This window comes from Staphylococcus muscae, assembly GCF_003019275.1.
GTDB classification, from domain to species: Bacteria; Bacillota; Bacilli; order Staphylococcales; family Staphylococcaceae; genus Staphylococcus; species Staphylococcus muscae.
Map to the genome: position 1 here is coordinate 637,398 of NZ_CP027848.1, position 16,408 is coordinate 653,805.

Annotated in this window: 13 protein-coding genes; 3 read left to right on the forward strand and 10 right to left on the reverse strand. The window is 35.8% G+C overall.

Annotation, left to right across the window (positions count from 1 at the left end; translation table 11 throughout):
* Positions 1–150 precede the first annotated feature (150 nt).
* Positions 151–732 (forward strand): glycerol-3-phosphate 1-O-acyltransferase PlsY, encoded by a 582-nt coding sequence (plsY, locus tag C7J88_RS03045; RefSeq protein ID WP_095117088.1) that lies wholly within the window; start codon positions 151–153, stop codon positions 730–732.
* Between the two features lie 79 nt (positions 733–811).
* The gene (locus tag C7J88_RS03050) at positions 812–1,114 is read left to right on the forward strand and encodes a HesB/YadR/YfhF family protein (RefSeq protein WP_095117090.1); all 303 of its coding nucleotides are present in this window, start codon (positions 812–814) and stop codon (positions 1,112–1,114) included.
* A gap of 33 nt (positions 1,115–1,147) precedes the next feature.
* Here C7J88_RS03050 and menI read toward each other — a convergent pair whose 3' ends face one another.
* The 3 genes from menI to C7J88_RS03065 all read right to left on the reverse strand — a co-directional run bounded on the left by menI (position 1,148) and on the right by C7J88_RS03065 (position 6,335).
* Positions 1,148–1,609: a 1,4-dihydroxy-2-naphthoyl-CoA hydrolase MenI gene (gene menI, locus C7J88_RS03055; protein WP_095117092.1), complete on the reverse strand. Its 462-nt coding sequence runs from the start codon at positions 1,607–1,609 to the stop codon at positions 1,148–1,150.
* A gap of 128 nt (positions 1,610–1,737) precedes the next feature.
* Positions 1,738–4,437 carry an aconitate hydratase AcnA gene (gene acnA, locus C7J88_RS03060; protein ID WP_095117094.1) on the reverse strand — a complete coding sequence of 900 codons (2,700 nt, stop codon included), beginning with the start codon at positions 4,435–4,437 and terminating at the stop codon, positions 1,738–1,740.
* A gap of 263 nt (positions 4,438–4,700) precedes the next feature.
* Positions 4,701–6,335 carry a BCCT family transporter gene (locus tag C7J88_RS03065; RefSeq protein ID WP_095117096.1) on the reverse strand — a complete coding sequence of 545 codons (1,635 nt, stop codon included), beginning with the start codon at positions 6,333–6,335 and terminating at the stop codon, positions 4,701–4,703.
* A gap of 235 nt (positions 6,336–6,570) precedes the next feature.
* Between C7J88_RS03065 and mscL the strand changes: the two genes are divergently transcribed.
* Positions 6,571–6,924, forward strand: coding sequence for a large conductance mechanosensitive channel protein MscL (mscL, locus tag C7J88_RS03070; RefSeq protein ID WP_095117098.1), 354 nt, complete (start codon positions 6,571–6,573; stop codon positions 6,922–6,924).
* A gap of 371 nt (positions 6,925–7,295) precedes the next feature.
* Here the strand turns inward: mscL and C7J88_RS03075 are convergent, their stop codons facing one another.
* The 7 genes from C7J88_RS03075 to C7J88_RS03105 all read right to left on the reverse strand — a co-directional run bounded on the left by C7J88_RS03075 (position 7,296) and on the right by C7J88_RS03105 (position 16,394).
* Positions 7,296–8,606, reverse strand: a complete 1,311-nt coding sequence (locus C7J88_RS03075; protein ID WP_059108181.1) for an ISL3 family transposase — start codon at positions 8,604–8,606, stop codon at positions 7,296–7,298.
* A 151-nt stretch (positions 8,607–8,757) separates the two neighbouring features.
* The gene (sbcC, locus tag C7J88_RS03080; RefSeq protein ID WP_095117100.1) at positions 8,758–11,790 is read right to left on the reverse strand and encodes an exonuclease subunit SbcC; all 3,033 of its coding nucleotides are present in this window, start codon (positions 11,788–11,790) and stop codon (positions 8,758–8,760) included.
* Entirely contained in the window at positions 11,791–12,912 is a 1,122-nt protein-coding gene (gene sbcD, locus C7J88_RS03085) for an exonuclease subunit SbcD (protein ID WP_095117102.1), read from the reverse strand.
* Between the two features lie 103 nt (positions 12,913–13,015).
* Positions 13,016–13,492: a CcdC family protein gene (locus C7J88_RS03090; RefSeq protein WP_095117104.1), complete on the reverse strand. Its 477-nt coding sequence runs from the start codon at positions 13,490–13,492 to the stop codon at positions 13,016–13,018.
* A 174-nt stretch (positions 13,493–13,666) separates the two neighbouring features.
* Positions 13,667–13,894 carry a YneF family protein gene (locus C7J88_RS03095; protein WP_282956678.1) on the reverse strand — a complete coding sequence of 76 codons (228 nt, stop codon included), beginning with the start codon at positions 13,892–13,894 and terminating at the stop codon, positions 13,667–13,669.
* A 163-nt stretch (positions 13,895–14,057) separates the two neighbouring features.
* Positions 14,058–16,046: a transketolase gene (gene tkt / locus C7J88_RS03100; RefSeq protein WP_095117109.1), complete on the reverse strand. Its 1,989-nt coding sequence runs from the start codon at positions 16,044–16,046 to the stop codon at positions 14,058–14,060.
* A 111-nt stretch (positions 16,047–16,157) separates the two neighbouring features.
* Positions 16,158–16,394, reverse strand: coding sequence for a DUF896 domain-containing protein (locus C7J88_RS03105; RefSeq protein ID WP_095117111.1), 237 nt, complete (start codon positions 16,392–16,394; stop codon positions 16,158–16,160).
* Between the last annotated feature and the right edge of the window lie 14 nt (positions 16,395–16,408).

A 16,408-nucleotide genomic window follows, 5' to 3' on the forward strand; every position in this document is an offset into this window, starting at 1 on the left:
TATCTGTCATAGAATGCAAGCGTTAACACGGTTTGAGTCCAGTAGTTTCCTTTTATCTTAAGCAATCGCAGTAAAGTTTTTAAGAAAATACATGACGATATATGAATTTATGTTAAAATAAGAGCAGGTACTAAAAGGATGTGAACATACATGGCATTATGCCTTTTATTTATTGCAAGTTATTTAATCGGATCCATACCAAGTGGTTATCTGATCGGTAAAATATTTTTCAACAAAGACATTCGTAATTACGGTAGTGGAAATATGGGTGCCACAAACAGTTTTCGTGTACTCGGAAAGCCCGCCGGTTTTGCAGTAACATTTTTCGATATTTTTAAAGGAACTATCGTTGTGTTCTTACCCTTATGGTTCAACGTTGATATTCATGGCCTTATCGTGGGTATTTTCGCCATTATCGGTCATGTATATCCCATCTATTTAAAATTTCGTGGTGGAAAAGCTGTCGCAACAAGTGCAGGTGTTCTATTAGGTGTCAATCCTTGGCTATTTCTTATACTTGTTGGTGTCTTCTTTATCACACTTTATTTATCAAAATACGTCTCTTTATCAAGTATTGTCGGGGCAAGCTGTTGCGTGATTGGATCACTCATCGTTCACGACTACATTTTACTTGCTGTGAGCTTTGCTGTTACGTGTTTATTGATATTCCGACATACGAGTAATATTAAACGTATCTTGAATGGAACAGAACCTAAAATAAAGTGGATGTAAGCACGACAGTTGATTTCAATACAAAACAAGCTACAATTAAAGCATACTCTGCTTTAAAGATGAAGGAGGCGTTTTACGCATGAATTTAGAATTGACCCCAAAAGCTGTTGAGTGGTTAAAAAAGGAACTTGAATTACCTGAAGATGGTAAAGTACTTCACTTTGTCGTTCGTTACGGTGGCGAGTTCCAGTTAAAGCAAGGATTCAGTCCTGCATTTAATGTCGACTTTCTAAAAGATATCGATGAAGTTGGTTACGAAACAACTTTTGATGACTTACATGTCGTTATTGCAGAAAAAGATGTATGGTACTATGAAGACCATCAATTAACAATTGATATAGAAAATGACGAAATTGTTTATCGTGCTCAAGTAAAAAATTAATGACAAGACAGAACCAATCAATAAGCTCAATGCCTATTGATTGGTTCTTTTTAGTTCAAGATCTTCTCCTGCTTTGTTTCGTTTATCTACTTCACTGTACACATCATACCATTCAGGGAATGACTTATCTAAACGTAGTGGTTTCCCACCATCTTTTGTGATAATCACATTATCTGTATAACCTTTTGTGACAACTTCTCTCTCTGAATTATACACTTCATATTCATAACGATATCTTAATCGTGAAAACTTAGACACCCATGTCTTCACAGTCACGACATCCGGATACCCAACACTTTTCTTATATTGAACATTGAGTTCAGTCACAGGAGATACGACACCTTGATGTTCCATCTCCATATAATCCAAACCTAACTTACGAACATAATCCGTACGTGCTACTTCAAACCATGTCGCATAATTCCCATGGTAAACAACACCCATCTGATCCGTTTCTTGATAGCGCACTTCAATTTCTGTCAATGCATATAACATACGTCAAACCTCTCTCTAAAGTATTATTGTGATTATCTTATCACAAAACTTGTTTGTCACATAAGTGAAGTGAATTGAAAAAACGGATACAGCTATAAATAACTGTATCCGTCTGATTTATTGTTGTATTATGCTAATTTTTTACGTAATACAAGTTGTAAGATACCACCATGACGGTAGTAATCCATTTCAACATTAGAGTCGAAACGTGCAATCGCTTCAAACACAACTTCAGTGCCATCCGCTTTTGTTGCAGTCACTTTCACAAGTTGTCCTGGTTGAACTGTTTCGTCAATATCCACTTTGATTGTTTCTTGACCATCAAGACCAAGTGTATCAGCTGATTCACCATCTTTGAATTGTAATGGTAATACACCCATCATGACCAAGTTAGAACGGTGGATACGTTCATAGCTTTGTGCGATGACTGTTTTAACACCTAATAAGTTTGTACCTTTTGCAGCCCAGTCACGAGATGATCCCATACCATAGTCGTTACCTGCTAATACAACTAAGCCTGTGCCATCTTGTTTATACTTCATAGCAGCATCAAAGATTGGCATCACTTCATTTGTTGGCCAATATGTTGTGAAGCCACCTTCAGTACCAGGCGCTAATTGGTTTTTAATACGAATGTTAGCGAATGTACCACGTACCATGACTTCGTGGTTACCACGTCGTGAACCATATGAGTTGAAGTCACGTGGAGAAACGCCATTTTCTAACAAGTATTTACCTGCTGGTGTATCTTTACCGATCGCACCCGCTGGTGAAATGTGGTCAGTTGTTACTGAGTCTCCAAATTTACCCATGACACGTAAACCAGTTAACGGTTGGATTGTACCAGGTTCTTTTGATAAACCTTGGAAGAATGTTGGGTTTTGGATATATGTTGAACTTGAATCAAAGTCATACAATGGTTGATCAGTTGTATTGATTTCATTCCATAATTCGTTGTTTTCATAAACGTTCGCATACTCTTCTTTAAAGAGTTCAGGTGTTACAACACTATCTACTGTATCTGAGACTTCTTGGATTGAAGGCCAGATATCTTTCAAGAATACATCGTTACCTTCTGCATCTTGGCCAAGTGGTTCATTTTGCAAGTCGATATCTACTGTTCCTGCTAAAGCATACGCCACAACAAGTGGTGGTGATGCAAGATAGTTTGCTTTAACAAGTGGGTGGATACGTCCTTCAAAGTTACGGTTACCAGATAATACAGAAGTCACTAATAAGTCTTCTTTAGCAATCGCTGCTTCGATCTCTTCTAATAACGGACCTGAGTTACCGATACATGTTGTACAGCCATAACCAACTAAGTTGAAGCCAAGTTGATCTAAGTACTCTTGTAAACCTGCATCACGAAGGTATCCAGTTACAACTTTTGAACCTGGAGCAAGTGATGTTTTTACATAATCAGGTACTTTTAAGCCTTTTGCAATGGCTTTTTTCGCTAATAAACCTGCACCTAACATAACGTATGGGTTAGATGTATTCGTACATGATGTAATCGCAGCAATTGCGATATCACCTGTTTTCATTTCTGATTTACGGCCATCTTTAAAGTTAATTGTCGCTTTCTTGTCGAATTCACTTTCATCAAAACCATGTCCTTGGTTACCTGCTGGTGCAGTGACAGATTTTTGGAAAGCTTCTTTCATATTGCTTAAGAAGATAAGATCTTGTGGACGTTTAGGGCCTGATAAAGATGCTTCTACTGTTGATAAATCTAAATCAACAATATCTGTGTAGTTTGGTTCTTCTTCTACATCAAAGAATAAGTGGTTTTCTTTCAAATATTTTTCAACTGCATCGATATGCTCAGCAGAACGACCAGTTAAACGTAAATATTTAAGTGTTTCATCATCCACTGGGAAGAAACCACATGTTGCACCATATTCAGGCGCCATGTTTGCAATTGTTGCACGGTCTGCTAATGGTAACTTATCAACACCCGGACCGAAGAATTCAACAAACTTGCCGACTACACCTTTTTGACGTAATAACTCTGTTACACGTAATGCTAAGTCTGTTGCTGTTGCACCTTGTGGTAATTCATTTGATAAACGTACACCGATTACTTCCGGAATTGGGAAGTATGAAGGTTGACCAAGCATACCTGCTTCCGCTTCGATACCACCAACACCCCAGCCTAATACACCTAGACCGTTAATCATTGTAGTATGTGAGTCTGTACCAACTAGTGTATCTGGATAAGCGACTTTTTCGCCTTCTTCGTCACGAACGTGAACAACATTCGCAAGATACTCTAAGTTTACTTGGTGAACGATACCTGTTGCAGGTGGTACCGCATTGTAGTTTTGGAATGCTTTTGTAGCCCAGCTTAAGAATTGGTAACGCTCATAGTTGCGCTCGAATTCTAACTTCATGTTACGCTCAACAGCGTCTGGGTTACCGTAGCTATCTACTTGTACAGAGTGGTCAATAACTAAGTCAACGGGTACTTCTGGATTGATTTTTGTAAGATCCCCACCTACATCATCCATCGCTTTACGTAAAGAGGCCAAGTCTACGACCGCTGGCACACCTGTAAAGTCTTGTAAAATAACACGTGAAGGCTTGAATGGTACTTCGCCTTTGTCATTTTCTTTTCCGAATGTTGCCAATGATTTAATATGATCTTCTGTAATAACAAAACCATCTTCTTGGCGCAACACTGATTCTAATAACACACGAATCGAATATGGTAAGCGACTGATCTTTGTTAAGCCTTTTTCTTCTAATACATTCAGGTCATAATATGTAATGTCCTGACCGTTCACTTGAAATGACTTTTTCGCTTGCTCTTTTAAATTTGCAGTCATCTGAATGTCCCCCTTGGAAAATTTATATGCCTTTGTTTCAATTGTATTATTAAAGCGCTTTAAAAACAACTATGTAAGCGCTAAAACAACCCGTTTTGAATTTTGTCTTTGTAATTAGAAACTATAATATTAGCTTATGACATTTTGATATATTGATAATTAATAGTTATTAATTGAGAACGATTTTCAATTCGTAATTTCTACAAAAAAGAAGCGGTCAAACACCTCAAAGGCATCCAACCGCTACTCTCAATCATACTATTTTATTGTTCTTGTTCTCTCATCGCTTTTCTTTTTGAAATAAGTTCTTCTTCATAGTCTTGTTGTGACTGTGCAACGTATTCCTTAAGACGATGTTTATTTGGCGTTAACGTTAATCCTAAGAATTTACGTTCTCTGTTCGCATCTTTATAGAAGCTAATCATCATAAGTATAACAACAATAGAGAATGGCAATGCACTGATAATCGCAGCACTTTGTAATGCATTCAATCCTTCTTCTCCATTACCATTACCTGATAATAACAATACGAAGGCAATTAATGATTGTGCGATACCCCATGTCACTTTTACGAATTGACTTGGGTTAAGTGAACCATTCGTTGTTTGCATACCTAAGACGAATGTTGCTGAGTCAGCAGAAGTGATAAAGAATGATGCAATTAATAATAACGCAACCATTGATAATACCATTCCCATTGGTAAGTGACTAAATACACCAAAGAGTTGTGTTTCTACTGACATGTCGAGAATTTCTTTATGTTTTTTAGCTGTTTCAATACCTAATACACCGAATACACTAAACCATAAGAAACTTACAATAACTGGAACGAGCATCACGCCTGAGATAAACTCACGGATTGAACGTCCTTTTGATACACGTGCGATGAAGACCCCAACGAATGGGCTCCAGCTCATCCACCAACCCCAGTAGTACAATGTCCAACCAGACATCCACTCTGCTTTTTGAGGGTTTTGTGCTGCTGTGTCAAAACTACTGAATAAAAAGCCGTCTAACAAGCTACCAGTTGAGCTAGTAAACATATTCATGATTAAAACAGTTGGTCCAATAAATAAAGCAGCAAACATTAAAAGTGAACCTAAACCGATATTCAAGTTACTTAAATATTGAATCCCTTTACTCAAACCTGACCATGCACTCATGATGAATAAAATTGTAACGACAACAATAATGACACCTTGTGTAACAATATTGTTTGGAATACCGAATAAGTAATTTAAACCACCGGCAATTTGTAAAGCACCCATACCAAGTGATACGGCAACACCGATAACAGTCGCAAATACAGCAAGTACATCGATAAACATACCGATTGGACCATCAACACGGTCTCCTAAGATAGGTCGCAATGTTTTAGAAAGTAAGCCGGGTTCACCTTTTCTAAATTGAGAGTACGCAAGTGCTAATGCTACGACACCATATACAGCCCAAGCATGGAATCCCCAGTGGAAGAAAGTTGAGCGCAATGATTCAGCATATGCTTGCTTCGTCATTGGATCCGCTGTTGGAGGTGCTGCAAAATGAGAAAGTGGTTCTGCTGCGCCATAGAATACCAACCCGATACCCATACCAGCACTGAATAACATGGCAAACCAAGAAATTGTATTAAATTCTGGTTTATCATTTGGGCGGCCCAATTTTAATTTACCGATTGGACTGAAGATTAAGAAGATACAGAAGAACACGATAACAGTTGTTAAAATCAAGTAATACCAACCTAAGTTATCTGTAATCCAAATTTTTATTTCATTTGTAAAGTCGCCAAATTGTGTCGGGATAAACACCCCGATTAAGACAATTGCAAATACAATGATAGAACTGATTAAGAAAACTGGTGAAAACTTCTTACCATTTGGCTCTGGAGTTGAAGTATTCATAAATTAACATACTCCCTTTCATATTGAATTTTTCATCACTTTTTATTTATATACCCAACTTTTTAAGTTTAAAGCTAAAAAGTGCGCTACTTATATACCATAACAAAATAAAACAATATAATCAACGAAGTGTAAAATGAAAATATTTTTATTTTAAAAAGAGTGTTGTAATCATAGCAAAATGTTGTATAATATCATTTGTTATTTAAATCAATTTTATAAAGGAGTTATTAAAATGTTCCAAGAGTTTAAAGAGTTTGCGCTAAAAGGCAATGTATTAGATTTAGCAGTCGCTGTTGTAATGGGTGCTGCATTCAATAAAATTGTGACATCTTTAGTAGAAAACATCATCATGCCGTTAATCGGTTTATTATTCGGTGAAGTAGACTTCGCTGAAAACTGGTCAGCTTTCGGTATTAAATACGGTATTTTCATTCAATCTATCATCGACTTCTTGATTGTTGCATTCGCATTATTTATTTTCGTGAAAATTGCTAACACAGTTGTAAAACCTGCTGAAGTTGAAGAAGAAATCGAAGAAAACACACTTATTTTAACTGAAATCCGTGACATCTTACGCAACAAATAAGATCACATCAAAAAGCGTTAGAATTCATTCTTATTGAATTCTAACGCTTTTATTTTGGATGTCCATCTTTTGTGGTGGGCAGATAATTAAAAGTAACTAATTTTATATTTAACTTAATCATAACACGTAGTAATCACTACATTCATTTAAGCGTACAGTTATTCATTAATTGTACGCTTTTTGAGTACTATCATTTCTTTAATACTCACTTGCCAAGGCGCCTCACTTCAACTAATTTTGGCTTTATTGAATAAGTGAAGCCAAAATGGATTTTCAGTTCGGCTTGTTGCCTTAGGCGTCTCGTATTAGAAATGATTTTACACCATACAGTTATATGAGCGTTTGTGACATGTTAAGTTACGAGGTAATCTTTATGCAACACAGCTTAATAGCTCTTGCTTTTTAGAACGTTGATACAGCTTAAAAATGATGAGTATTCTCGCTTTAAAGTTATTAAAGTTGCGATAGCCATATGATACACGTTTAATAAGCTTAATTTTATTATTGATACCTTCAATCGCTCCATTGTTAAACTTCGGGTACTTGATTGTTGAGTAAAGGACATACTCGTATTTCTTATAGAATCGAATGATACGCCAAACACCACGTGATACATGCTTCTTTTCGACACCCATTAAAGTTTCTTTGAAACGTAACCAGTCACATTGTTTCAATGCTTCACGAAGTTGATGAACTAACATATAAGTGTCATAGAGCTGCTGATCAAGACTTAGTAGATATGTTAAAACATCTCTTGATGTTGTGTACGTTTTGAAAGACTTCGACCAAAAGTATTCATAACTATTAATATCCTGCCTGTCAGAAAGAAAGAGTTTCCAGTGCTTTTTCATTTTCGTGTAATCTGTTGATGATCGATAGCGATAAGCATTCATTACAGAAATACGTTGCTTATTTAATTCACGATTAAGGTGCTGAACAATGTGAAAGCGATCAAAGATCAAAATCGCATTTGGAAATACTTCATGAATGAAGTTGATGTATGGTTCATACATATCAGCAGTTACAGTTTTAACAGCTAATCGTTCACGTCGATCAAAGCGATAGAAGTACTCTTTGAGTTTATGAATACGTCTATCTTCTAAGATATCAATAATCTGATTCGTTTCATTATCTATAAACAAAAAACTCATCGCTGTTGTCACGTTCTTAACGCTTTTAAACTCATCTATGGAGATATGTTTTGGCAATCCAGATGAAGGTTTGACTATTAATGATTGTGAGAGTTGATGAATACATCTTTTAACTGTACTCGGTGAAACACTACAATCATGAGCGATATCTATCTCACACTGTACACGTGTGAGTTTATCCTGAATCGCTAATTTCACACGGTTGGTAATAAAGCAGTTACTATCAACAATGTTTGTTTGAGCCGTAAAAGTCTTTAAACAATGTAGACACTTAAAGCGTTCTTTCGCTAAATTAAGATAAACATTGGATTCTTGAGATTTTAATAGTGTTAAACGCGAAACGCGTTTACCATGCTTATGGATTTGCCCATCATTGACACAACCACACTTCATACAAGCTTTGGGTGTATAAGAAAGTGTTCCATAAACAACCGTAGAAAGCCGACCACGCACTTCTACATCTTCTTCCACCTTAAGAACTTGAATATTTTCATCTTTTATTTTTAGTAGTTTTAATATATCATTACACATAGGCGCATCATGTCTCCTCTTTATTTTTTTGTTTAGTCACTTAAAATTATAGAGGCGTGAGCGCTTTTTTTGTATCCAAATGATTTAAAACATAAAAAAGGCGGGATAGCATTTCATGCCATCCCACCACAAAAGATTAAGACCCTTTATTTTATTCTCGAAATAACAATTGTGTGTGACTTTGATAGTTATTTGAAACAACTTCTAAAATAACTGGAATTCGTTCTTTTAACTCTGTAACATGCGAAATAACACCGACCAGTCGACCACTTGATTGAAGTTGAATCAACGTATCAAGTGCCGTCTCTAACGTTTCTTGATCGAGCGTTCCAAAACCTTCATCAATAAACATCGCATCCAGCGATATACCCCCTTGCTCATTTTGAACAATTTCACATAGACCAAGAGCCAATGCTAAAGAAGCTTGGAATGTCTCACCGCCTGACAAGGAGTTAATCGGACGTGATTGATTGGCGTAATAATCAAAAACATCAATTTCCAAACCACTATAACCTTGTCCAATTTTTTCCTTGCGGACGAGTTGATAACGATCTCCCGTCATATTTAGCAATCGCTTATTGGCTTGTAACAATATTTGGTCTAGATAATAAGTTAGCACGTAATTTTCAAGACTCAACTTCTTATCATTATTCCCTTTTATCACATCAGATAAAAATACCAGTTCTCTTTGTTTATCAAGCTGCTCTTTTAAATAAACAATTTCTTTCTCAATCAACTCTATGGATTTTTCATTATTATCTAAATTTACTTTTGCTTGAGTCAATTGTTTTAAATACTTATAAGACTTTTGATTTAATTCCTGATATTTGTGTTCCAGCTCTGCTAAATCTTTCACGTCTATCGCCTGAACTTGTTGATAGACTTCTTTCCGACGTTCTAGCTTAAAATGATAGACTTCATTATATTTTTTAATTTTTGAATCAAGTTCAGCTTCTCTTTTTTCCTCTTTCATCACTTGTTCTAATTCATGCACGTCTTCCAAGTTTAAACGTTCAAATTCAACAACAAGTTCTGACTGTAATTGTTGTATTTTCTTTTGTGAAACTTCCACCAATGCTGTTGTCGTATTTCTTTGAGCAGTGATATCATTGATTTGTTTTTCACACTTTTGTCTTTCTTGTTGCTGACGTTCTAATTCTTTGTCATATATGTCGACTAATTGAGACTGTTGTTCATATTCAGATACAAATTGCTGAATATCTGTATATGTTGTTTTCTGCTTAAACTCTGCAATTGATTCAATGTCACGTGCCAATTGTTCATTTTTAACTGCTATTTCTTGCTCGATACCATTCATTAATTGTTTTAAATCTGTCAGTTGTTTTTGTGATTTCTCCAATTTTTTATTAATAACGTGTAACTGTTGATACGTTTGTGATGTTTCTTCTAATAATTCTTTTTGTGATTGAAACTTTTCACTGTCAAATTGAACTTCACACACGTTTTTATATTTCGTCTCACTCACTGATAGACTCACTTTGTAATCATTGATCTGTTCTTTCAACACAGTGATTTCTTGTTCTAATTGTTCATTTTTATGACGTTGTTCTTTCAATGTTGTAATTGATGCTCCTTCTGTCAACTCATGGACGATTTGCTGACAAACAGGGCATGGCTCATCTAATTGCAATTCACTTCTTAAAACATCAACAGCACTTTCATGGTTTAACAATGTATGGTCATGTGACGTTAGATGGACCATCTGTTGCGTTTTTTCTGTGACTTTCTCTTTCAACTGTTCCATTACAAACTTATTTTTCTTTATTTCATCTTTTAAACGATTGGCTTCCTTCATTTTTTCTTTTGCTTGTGCCATATCGTCTATATTCCGTTTGAATTGTTCTATTTGAATTAAAAGTTGTCTCTCTTTATCAAAATCTATAACTTGCTCTCCAGTTTCTAAATGAAGATTTTCAACTTGTGTTTCATATTGAGAGAGTCGTTTTGTCAGCGCTTCAATTTCCTTTTTTCTTATCTTCTCATTCGTCACATATTTTAAAAACTGTTGGCGATTTTCATAAAAATAATGTGTATTTCTAACAAATTGTCGCTTTTCTTCAATATCATGTCTTTGCTCCGATAATTCAACTTTCTTACGATCCAATTGTGCCATTGTTTTCTGAGCTTGTTCGATAGCGTGTTCTAATCGTTGCATCTGCTTATCATATTTAGACAATTGCAGTTCTTCATTTGTCTGATCACGATATAGGCGCACGGCACTCTTGCACTCTCTGATACGTTGCAATAATGTTTCGTCATTTTGTATTTGTATTTTTTCTGATTCGAGTGTCTTAATCTCTTCATGAAGCTGTTCATATTTTTCTTGTAATTCAAGCCGGTTTCTTTGCTGTTCAACTTCTGCTTTGACAGTTTCAGTATGCTGTTTTAACTGTTCCGTTTCAGCATCGAGATTTTTAACAATCTGTTCCCCAATCAATCGATATTTCGGTAAAACTTCAAGTAAGCGATCATGTTGCTCTGCAGATAACATTTGATACGTTTGAAGTTCTTCATGATCAAATGTCTCAAGCCGTTGCCACTCTCGCTTAATTATCTCTTGTTGTTTATCTATCTTCACTTTGATATCTTTTGTATTATTTTGTAACTTACCATTTAAAAACTCATACAATTGCGTATTAAAAAGTGTTCTTAATATCGGTTGTTTATCTGTCGTGCTAGAAGTTAAAAAGCGTTTAAATTCACCTTGTGGCAATATAAATAACTGTCGAAATTGCTCATGTTTTAACTTGATAAGTTCTAATAAATATTGTTTTCCACCATTGAGTGTCCCTTCTTCTAAGTGATAAGTAGAACCGTCATACACATACACTTCTAAAGTTTGATTCGTTTCCCTCTTATTGCCAGGTTTCACATATGGCGCTGTTCGAATCACTTTGTAACGTCTTCCACGCACTTCAAATTCATAGACAACTTTAAGCGGTGCATTCGGCTCAGCAAACTGACTACGCAAATGCTTCACTTCTCTCTTCTCAGTAGATGCACGTCCGTATAGCGCAAATACGATACCATCAAAAATCATCGTCTTGCCAGAACCTGTCTTTCCAGAAATTAAAAAGAGTTGATTGTCGTGTATTTTCGAAAAATCTATTTCTTCCTGTACAAAAGGGCCAAAATTTTCAAGATACAAACATATCGGCTTCACTTAATGTGTCCCCCTTTCTTCTTCAATGAGACTTATCAAATGATCACGTTGAATCTCAGATAAGTCTTTTTCTGTATGCATGCGATAAAACGCATTAATGATGTCCAAAGGTTCTAATTGTTTGATTTCTCCTGCTGTCTGTTCCGTGTCAATCATCGTTATAACTTCTGGCGTTAATGCCAATGTATTGGGATATAATTGTTTCAATTTTTGCATTGGTTCTGTGACATGTTGCATCTCACGTAATTTAAAATGAAAATAACTGTTATCAGACTTTCTATCAAAATGACCGTTAATAATGTCTTCATATTTGCCTTCTACTACTTCAAGTTCAAATTGCGGTTGCAACTGATGAAATCTTTGTTTTAATTGACCGTTATTATCAAATTCAATCGTGCGATATCCCTTTGCTTGTTTGACTTCGGAAAAAGAATACTGCAAGATGGATCCACTATAAAAAATATGCTCATAATCTATCGCAAATGGATGATGAATATGCCCTAACAAAACACAATCAAATCCATCTAAATATTGCGGAGATACAGACTCTATCGTCCCAATTGTCAAGTCACGTTCAGAATCTGACTTAGGCGCACCATTTAATGTAAAGTGCCCAACGAGTATATTCTTTTTCGTCGTATCCAATTGTGGTTTCACCAATTCAACAAAATATTTGACGGCTTGTTCATAACTTTTAACGTCCCGTTCAAGAAATACACGTGCTTCAGAAACAGTAAAAAACGGAAGGGTATAAATGGCAATACCTTCAAAATCAATCGGTTCAAAAAAGGAAGATAACGTTGTTCGAATATAAAGTTGACTGTGATTGAACCATGATGCCCCATAACTTAATCGTTCTTTACTATCATGATTACCATTGATAATAATAATGGGTATATGCATTTGCAAATTCAACTTTTGAACCATTTCTTCAAAAATTGCAACAGTATTTTTATTAGGATGCGCTGTGTCATATATATCCCCAGCGATAATGATTAAGTCTGGTTTTTCTTCTACTATTGCTTCAACAAACTGTGACAAAATATAACGTTGATCTTCTAAAAAGCTATGACTATTGAGTCGCTTACCCAAATGCCAATCTGCTGTATGAATGATTTTCATATTTTCACCTCAAATATATCATTTTCTTATATAACAAAATAAAAAGCAGGTCACACACCGAATGGCTATGATCACTGCTTTGTTGCATAAGTCTCTTAACTAACTACATCGTATGATGAAGCATGCGTTTTTTTAGCTGTTGATATCGCCACAGCATCGCTAAACGCCATGGTAATAACATACTGAATGCAAGCAAGAAAAACATACCTGCAAGCTCTCCAGCATCAATAGAGTTCCCTAGAAAGACTTTGAGTACTGTACGAATCACCAATAAAGACACGAGTACAACAGGGAAAGCTTTTGATTTTTTTAAGTAGATCTCATCCCCTTTTACTTCGAAATGAGATGTTAGCATCAATACTGTTGAAAAAATCACACCAATTACAATTGATTCTACAATTTCTGTATGCGTCAGTCGGAAATAAGGAACAACATACATCAGTGCACCTGTCGACATAAAAACAGGTGGTAAAATAATCTTCTTTACATTCACTGGATATTGTTGTGCTTTCATACGCACAACAATCACAGCAGCCCCCATGACAAACGCTACTATGATTGAAAATACTAAATAGCTCAATGTGTTGCCTCCTCATATATCGGACTAGAAATAATCTATACATTCCAATTGTAAGTATTCTATTTAAAAATGATACTTTTATTATAGCCATATTTCACTGTACATCAAAGTAAAAAGCAAGAGAATCTATGTTTGTATCAACATCGATTCCCTTGCTTATCTAAGTAAAAGACATTACATTTTCTTTTCCATATTTTTGTTCATCATTGTCATCATTTGATTGATTTTCTTTTGTGATGGTTTTTGTCCCATCTGCATCATCATCATACGTAACATCTCTTCATTAATAGGTGGGTTCTTTTTCAAATAATCCATCATATATTTACGTGCTAAGAAGAATCCACCAACAAGACCGATGATAAGTGCAATAACAATTAATAATATCGCTAACCATGTTGCCATCGTTTCACCCACTTTCTTTATCCTTTAGCATTTTACTAGAAATACCATTTGTTTTCAAGGTAATTCAAATGAATATAACTTAAATAACAGAAAAAAAGAATTAGGACAAGAAAGCAACCAAACTTTCAATGTCCTAATTTGTTATGACTATCGAGATAATTGATTATAATTGTTCAATTTCTGCTAAAACTTGCTCTTTAGTGAAGCCATATTTTTCAATCACTAAGTCGCCAGGCGCACTTGCACCAAAACGATCGATACCAATTACTTTGCCGTGCATACCAACATATTTATGCCAACCTAAAGTGGCACCCATTTCAGCTGCAACACGTTTTTCAACATGCGGCAATAAGATTTCATCTTTATATGCTTGTGATTGTTGTTCAAATGCATGCCAGTTTGGCATTGATACAACACGTACACCTTTACCTTGTTCAGCTAACTCTTTCGCTACGTCTACAAGTAGACTCACTTCAGATCCTGTCGCAAGCAAGACGTATTCAGGCGTTGTTTCCGTTTCATAAACAACATATGCCCCTTTGCGTACACCTTGTTCTACCGCTGCAAACTCAACATCTAAGACAGGTAATCCTTGTCTTGTCAATACTAAAGCAGTCGGCGTTGATTTAGATTCAAGCGCAACTTGCCAAGCAACACGTGTTTCATTACCATCTGCTGGGCGAATTACATTCAAGTTAGGCATTGCACGTAAACCAGAAAGTTGTTCAACTGGCTCATGCGTTGGACCATCTTCACCAACAGCAATTGAATCATGTGTAAAGATAAACGTTGAACCTAATCCCATTAATGATGATAAACGTAATGCTGGTTTAATATAGTCACTGAATACGAAGAATGTTGCACCATATGGATGTACACCACCATGTGCTGCCATACCATTAACCGCTGCTGCCATTGCAAACTCACGTACACCAAACCAAATATTTCTACCACTACCATCTTCAGCAGAGAAGTCACCTTCAGCTTTTACATTTGATTTGTTAGATGAAGCTAAGTCAGCTGATCCACCAAAGAATGAAGGTACTGCAGCACTGATTGCTTGAATCACTTCACCAGAGTCTGCACGTGATGCAGCATTATGACCTACTTCAAATTGTGGTAATGATGCTGCGTAGTCTTCTGGAAGTTCACCAGCAATTGCTGTCTTGAACGTTGCTGCAAGTTCTGGATATTTTTCTTGATATTTCTTGAATTCAGCTTCCCATGCAGCTTCATGTGCTTCTGCACGTTCAATCATTGTTTCTTTGAAAATATCATAAACAACTTCATCTACGTGGAACTGTTTATTCGCATCTAGCTCATAATTATCAAACGTTAATGCACGTTCATCTGTACCTAATGGTGCACCGTGTGAAGTATGGCTATTGGATTTGTTAGGAGAACCGTAACCAATAATCGTCTTCACTTCGATGATTGTTGGTCCTGCTTGTTCTTTTGCCGTTTCAATCGCACGATCAATAGCTTCTAGATCATTACCATCTTCTACTAAAAGATGATTCCAACCGTAAGCTTCAAAACGTTGTTTAATGTTTTCTGAGAATGATTTATTTGTTTTACCATCTAATGAAATATCATTTGAATCATATAATGTGATTAACTTGTCTAATTTTAAGTGACCTGCCAATGATGCGGCTTCATGAGAAATCCCTTCCATCAAGTCACCATCAGAAGCTAATACATATGTGTGATGATCCACGATAGAAATATCATCTTGATTGTATTTTGCTGATAAATGTTTTTCTGCCATTGCCATACCAACAGCCATTGCAAAACCTTGACCTAATGGACCTGTTGTAATCTCTACACCTTGCGTATGACGGAACTCAGGGTGTCCTGGTGTTTTTGAATCCCATTGTCTAAAGTTTTTTAATTCATCCAATGCTAAACCACCAGAAACATGTAAAAGACTGTAAAGTAGTGCTGATCCATGTCCAGCAGATAAGACAAATCTGTCTCTATTAAAATATTGATCTGCTTTTGGATTGAAATTCAAATGACGCGTCCATAATGTATATGCCATAGGTGCCGCACCCATAGGAAGACCTGGATGTCCTGAATTTGCTTTTTCAATTGCATCAATACTCAAAGCACGCAGTGTATTCACTGCTAAACTATCATTTTTATCAAACATAAAATTACTTCCTTTCTTTTTCTTTTCATAAATATATTATACCCGAAATACAGATGAGATACCTAGCAAATCAATACTTCAATTGAAATATTCATGAAAATAGTGTGACAGTTACTTTCTCAAATTGTTTTGCTTCTGAATTGATTTCAATTTCTCAGGTGTCACGTCATTACCTTGTGGGTCAATTACTTTCGTTTGTTCAATCTGAGCTTTGAAGCTACCACGAAACGTCTCTAAGTATTCACTTCTTAATTTAGATTGTTCTTTTGCCTCAATTTCTGTTAATCCTTGCTCTTTTTTCTTTCTTGCAAGTTCGTTAATACGATTTAATTTATCTTGGCTTAACATGCCACATTACCTCC

Bases quoted from the DNA above. Each gene is read 5' to 3' on its own strand.
- plsY (WP_095117088.1), top strand. From the start codon at position 151: ATGGCATTATGCCTTTTATTTATTGCAAGTTATTTAATCGGATCCATA.
- C7J88_RS03050 (WP_095117090.1), top strand. From the start codon at position 812: ATGAATTTAGAATTGACCCCAAAAGCTGTTGAGTGGTTAAAAAAGGAA.
- menI (WP_095117092.1), bottom strand. From the start codon at position 1,609: ATGTTATATGCATTGACAGAAATTGAAGTGCGCTATCAAGAAACGGAT.
- acnA (WP_095117094.1), bottom strand. From the start codon at position 4,437: ATGACTGCAAATTTAAAAGAGCAAGCGAAAAAGTCATTTCAAGTGAAC.
- C7J88_RS03065 (WP_095117096.1), bottom strand. From the start codon at position 6,335: ATGAATACTTCAACTCCAGAGCCAAATGGTAAGAAGTTTTCACCAGTT.
- mscL (WP_095117098.1), top strand. From the start codon at position 6,571: ATGTTCCAAGAGTTTAAAGAGTTTGCGCTAAAAGGCAATGTATTAGAT.
- C7J88_RS03075 (WP_059108181.1), bottom strand. From the start codon at position 8,606: ATGTGTAATGATATATTAAAACTACTAAAAATAAAAGATGAAAATATT.
- sbcD (WP_095117102.1), bottom strand. From the start codon at position 12,912: ATGAAAATCATTCATACAGCAGATTGGCATTTGGGTAAGCGACTCAAT.
- C7J88_RS03095 (WP_282956678.1), bottom strand. From the start codon at position 13,894: ATGGCAACATGGTTAGCGATATTATTAATTGTTATTGCACTTATCATC.
- tkt (WP_095117109.1), bottom strand. From the start codon at position 16,046: ATGTTTGATAAAAATGATAGTTTAGCAGTGAATACACTGCGTGCTTTG.
- C7J88_RS03105 (WP_095117111.1), bottom strand. From the start codon at position 16,394: ATGTTAAGCCAAGATAAATTAAATCGTATTAACGAACTTGCAAGAAAG.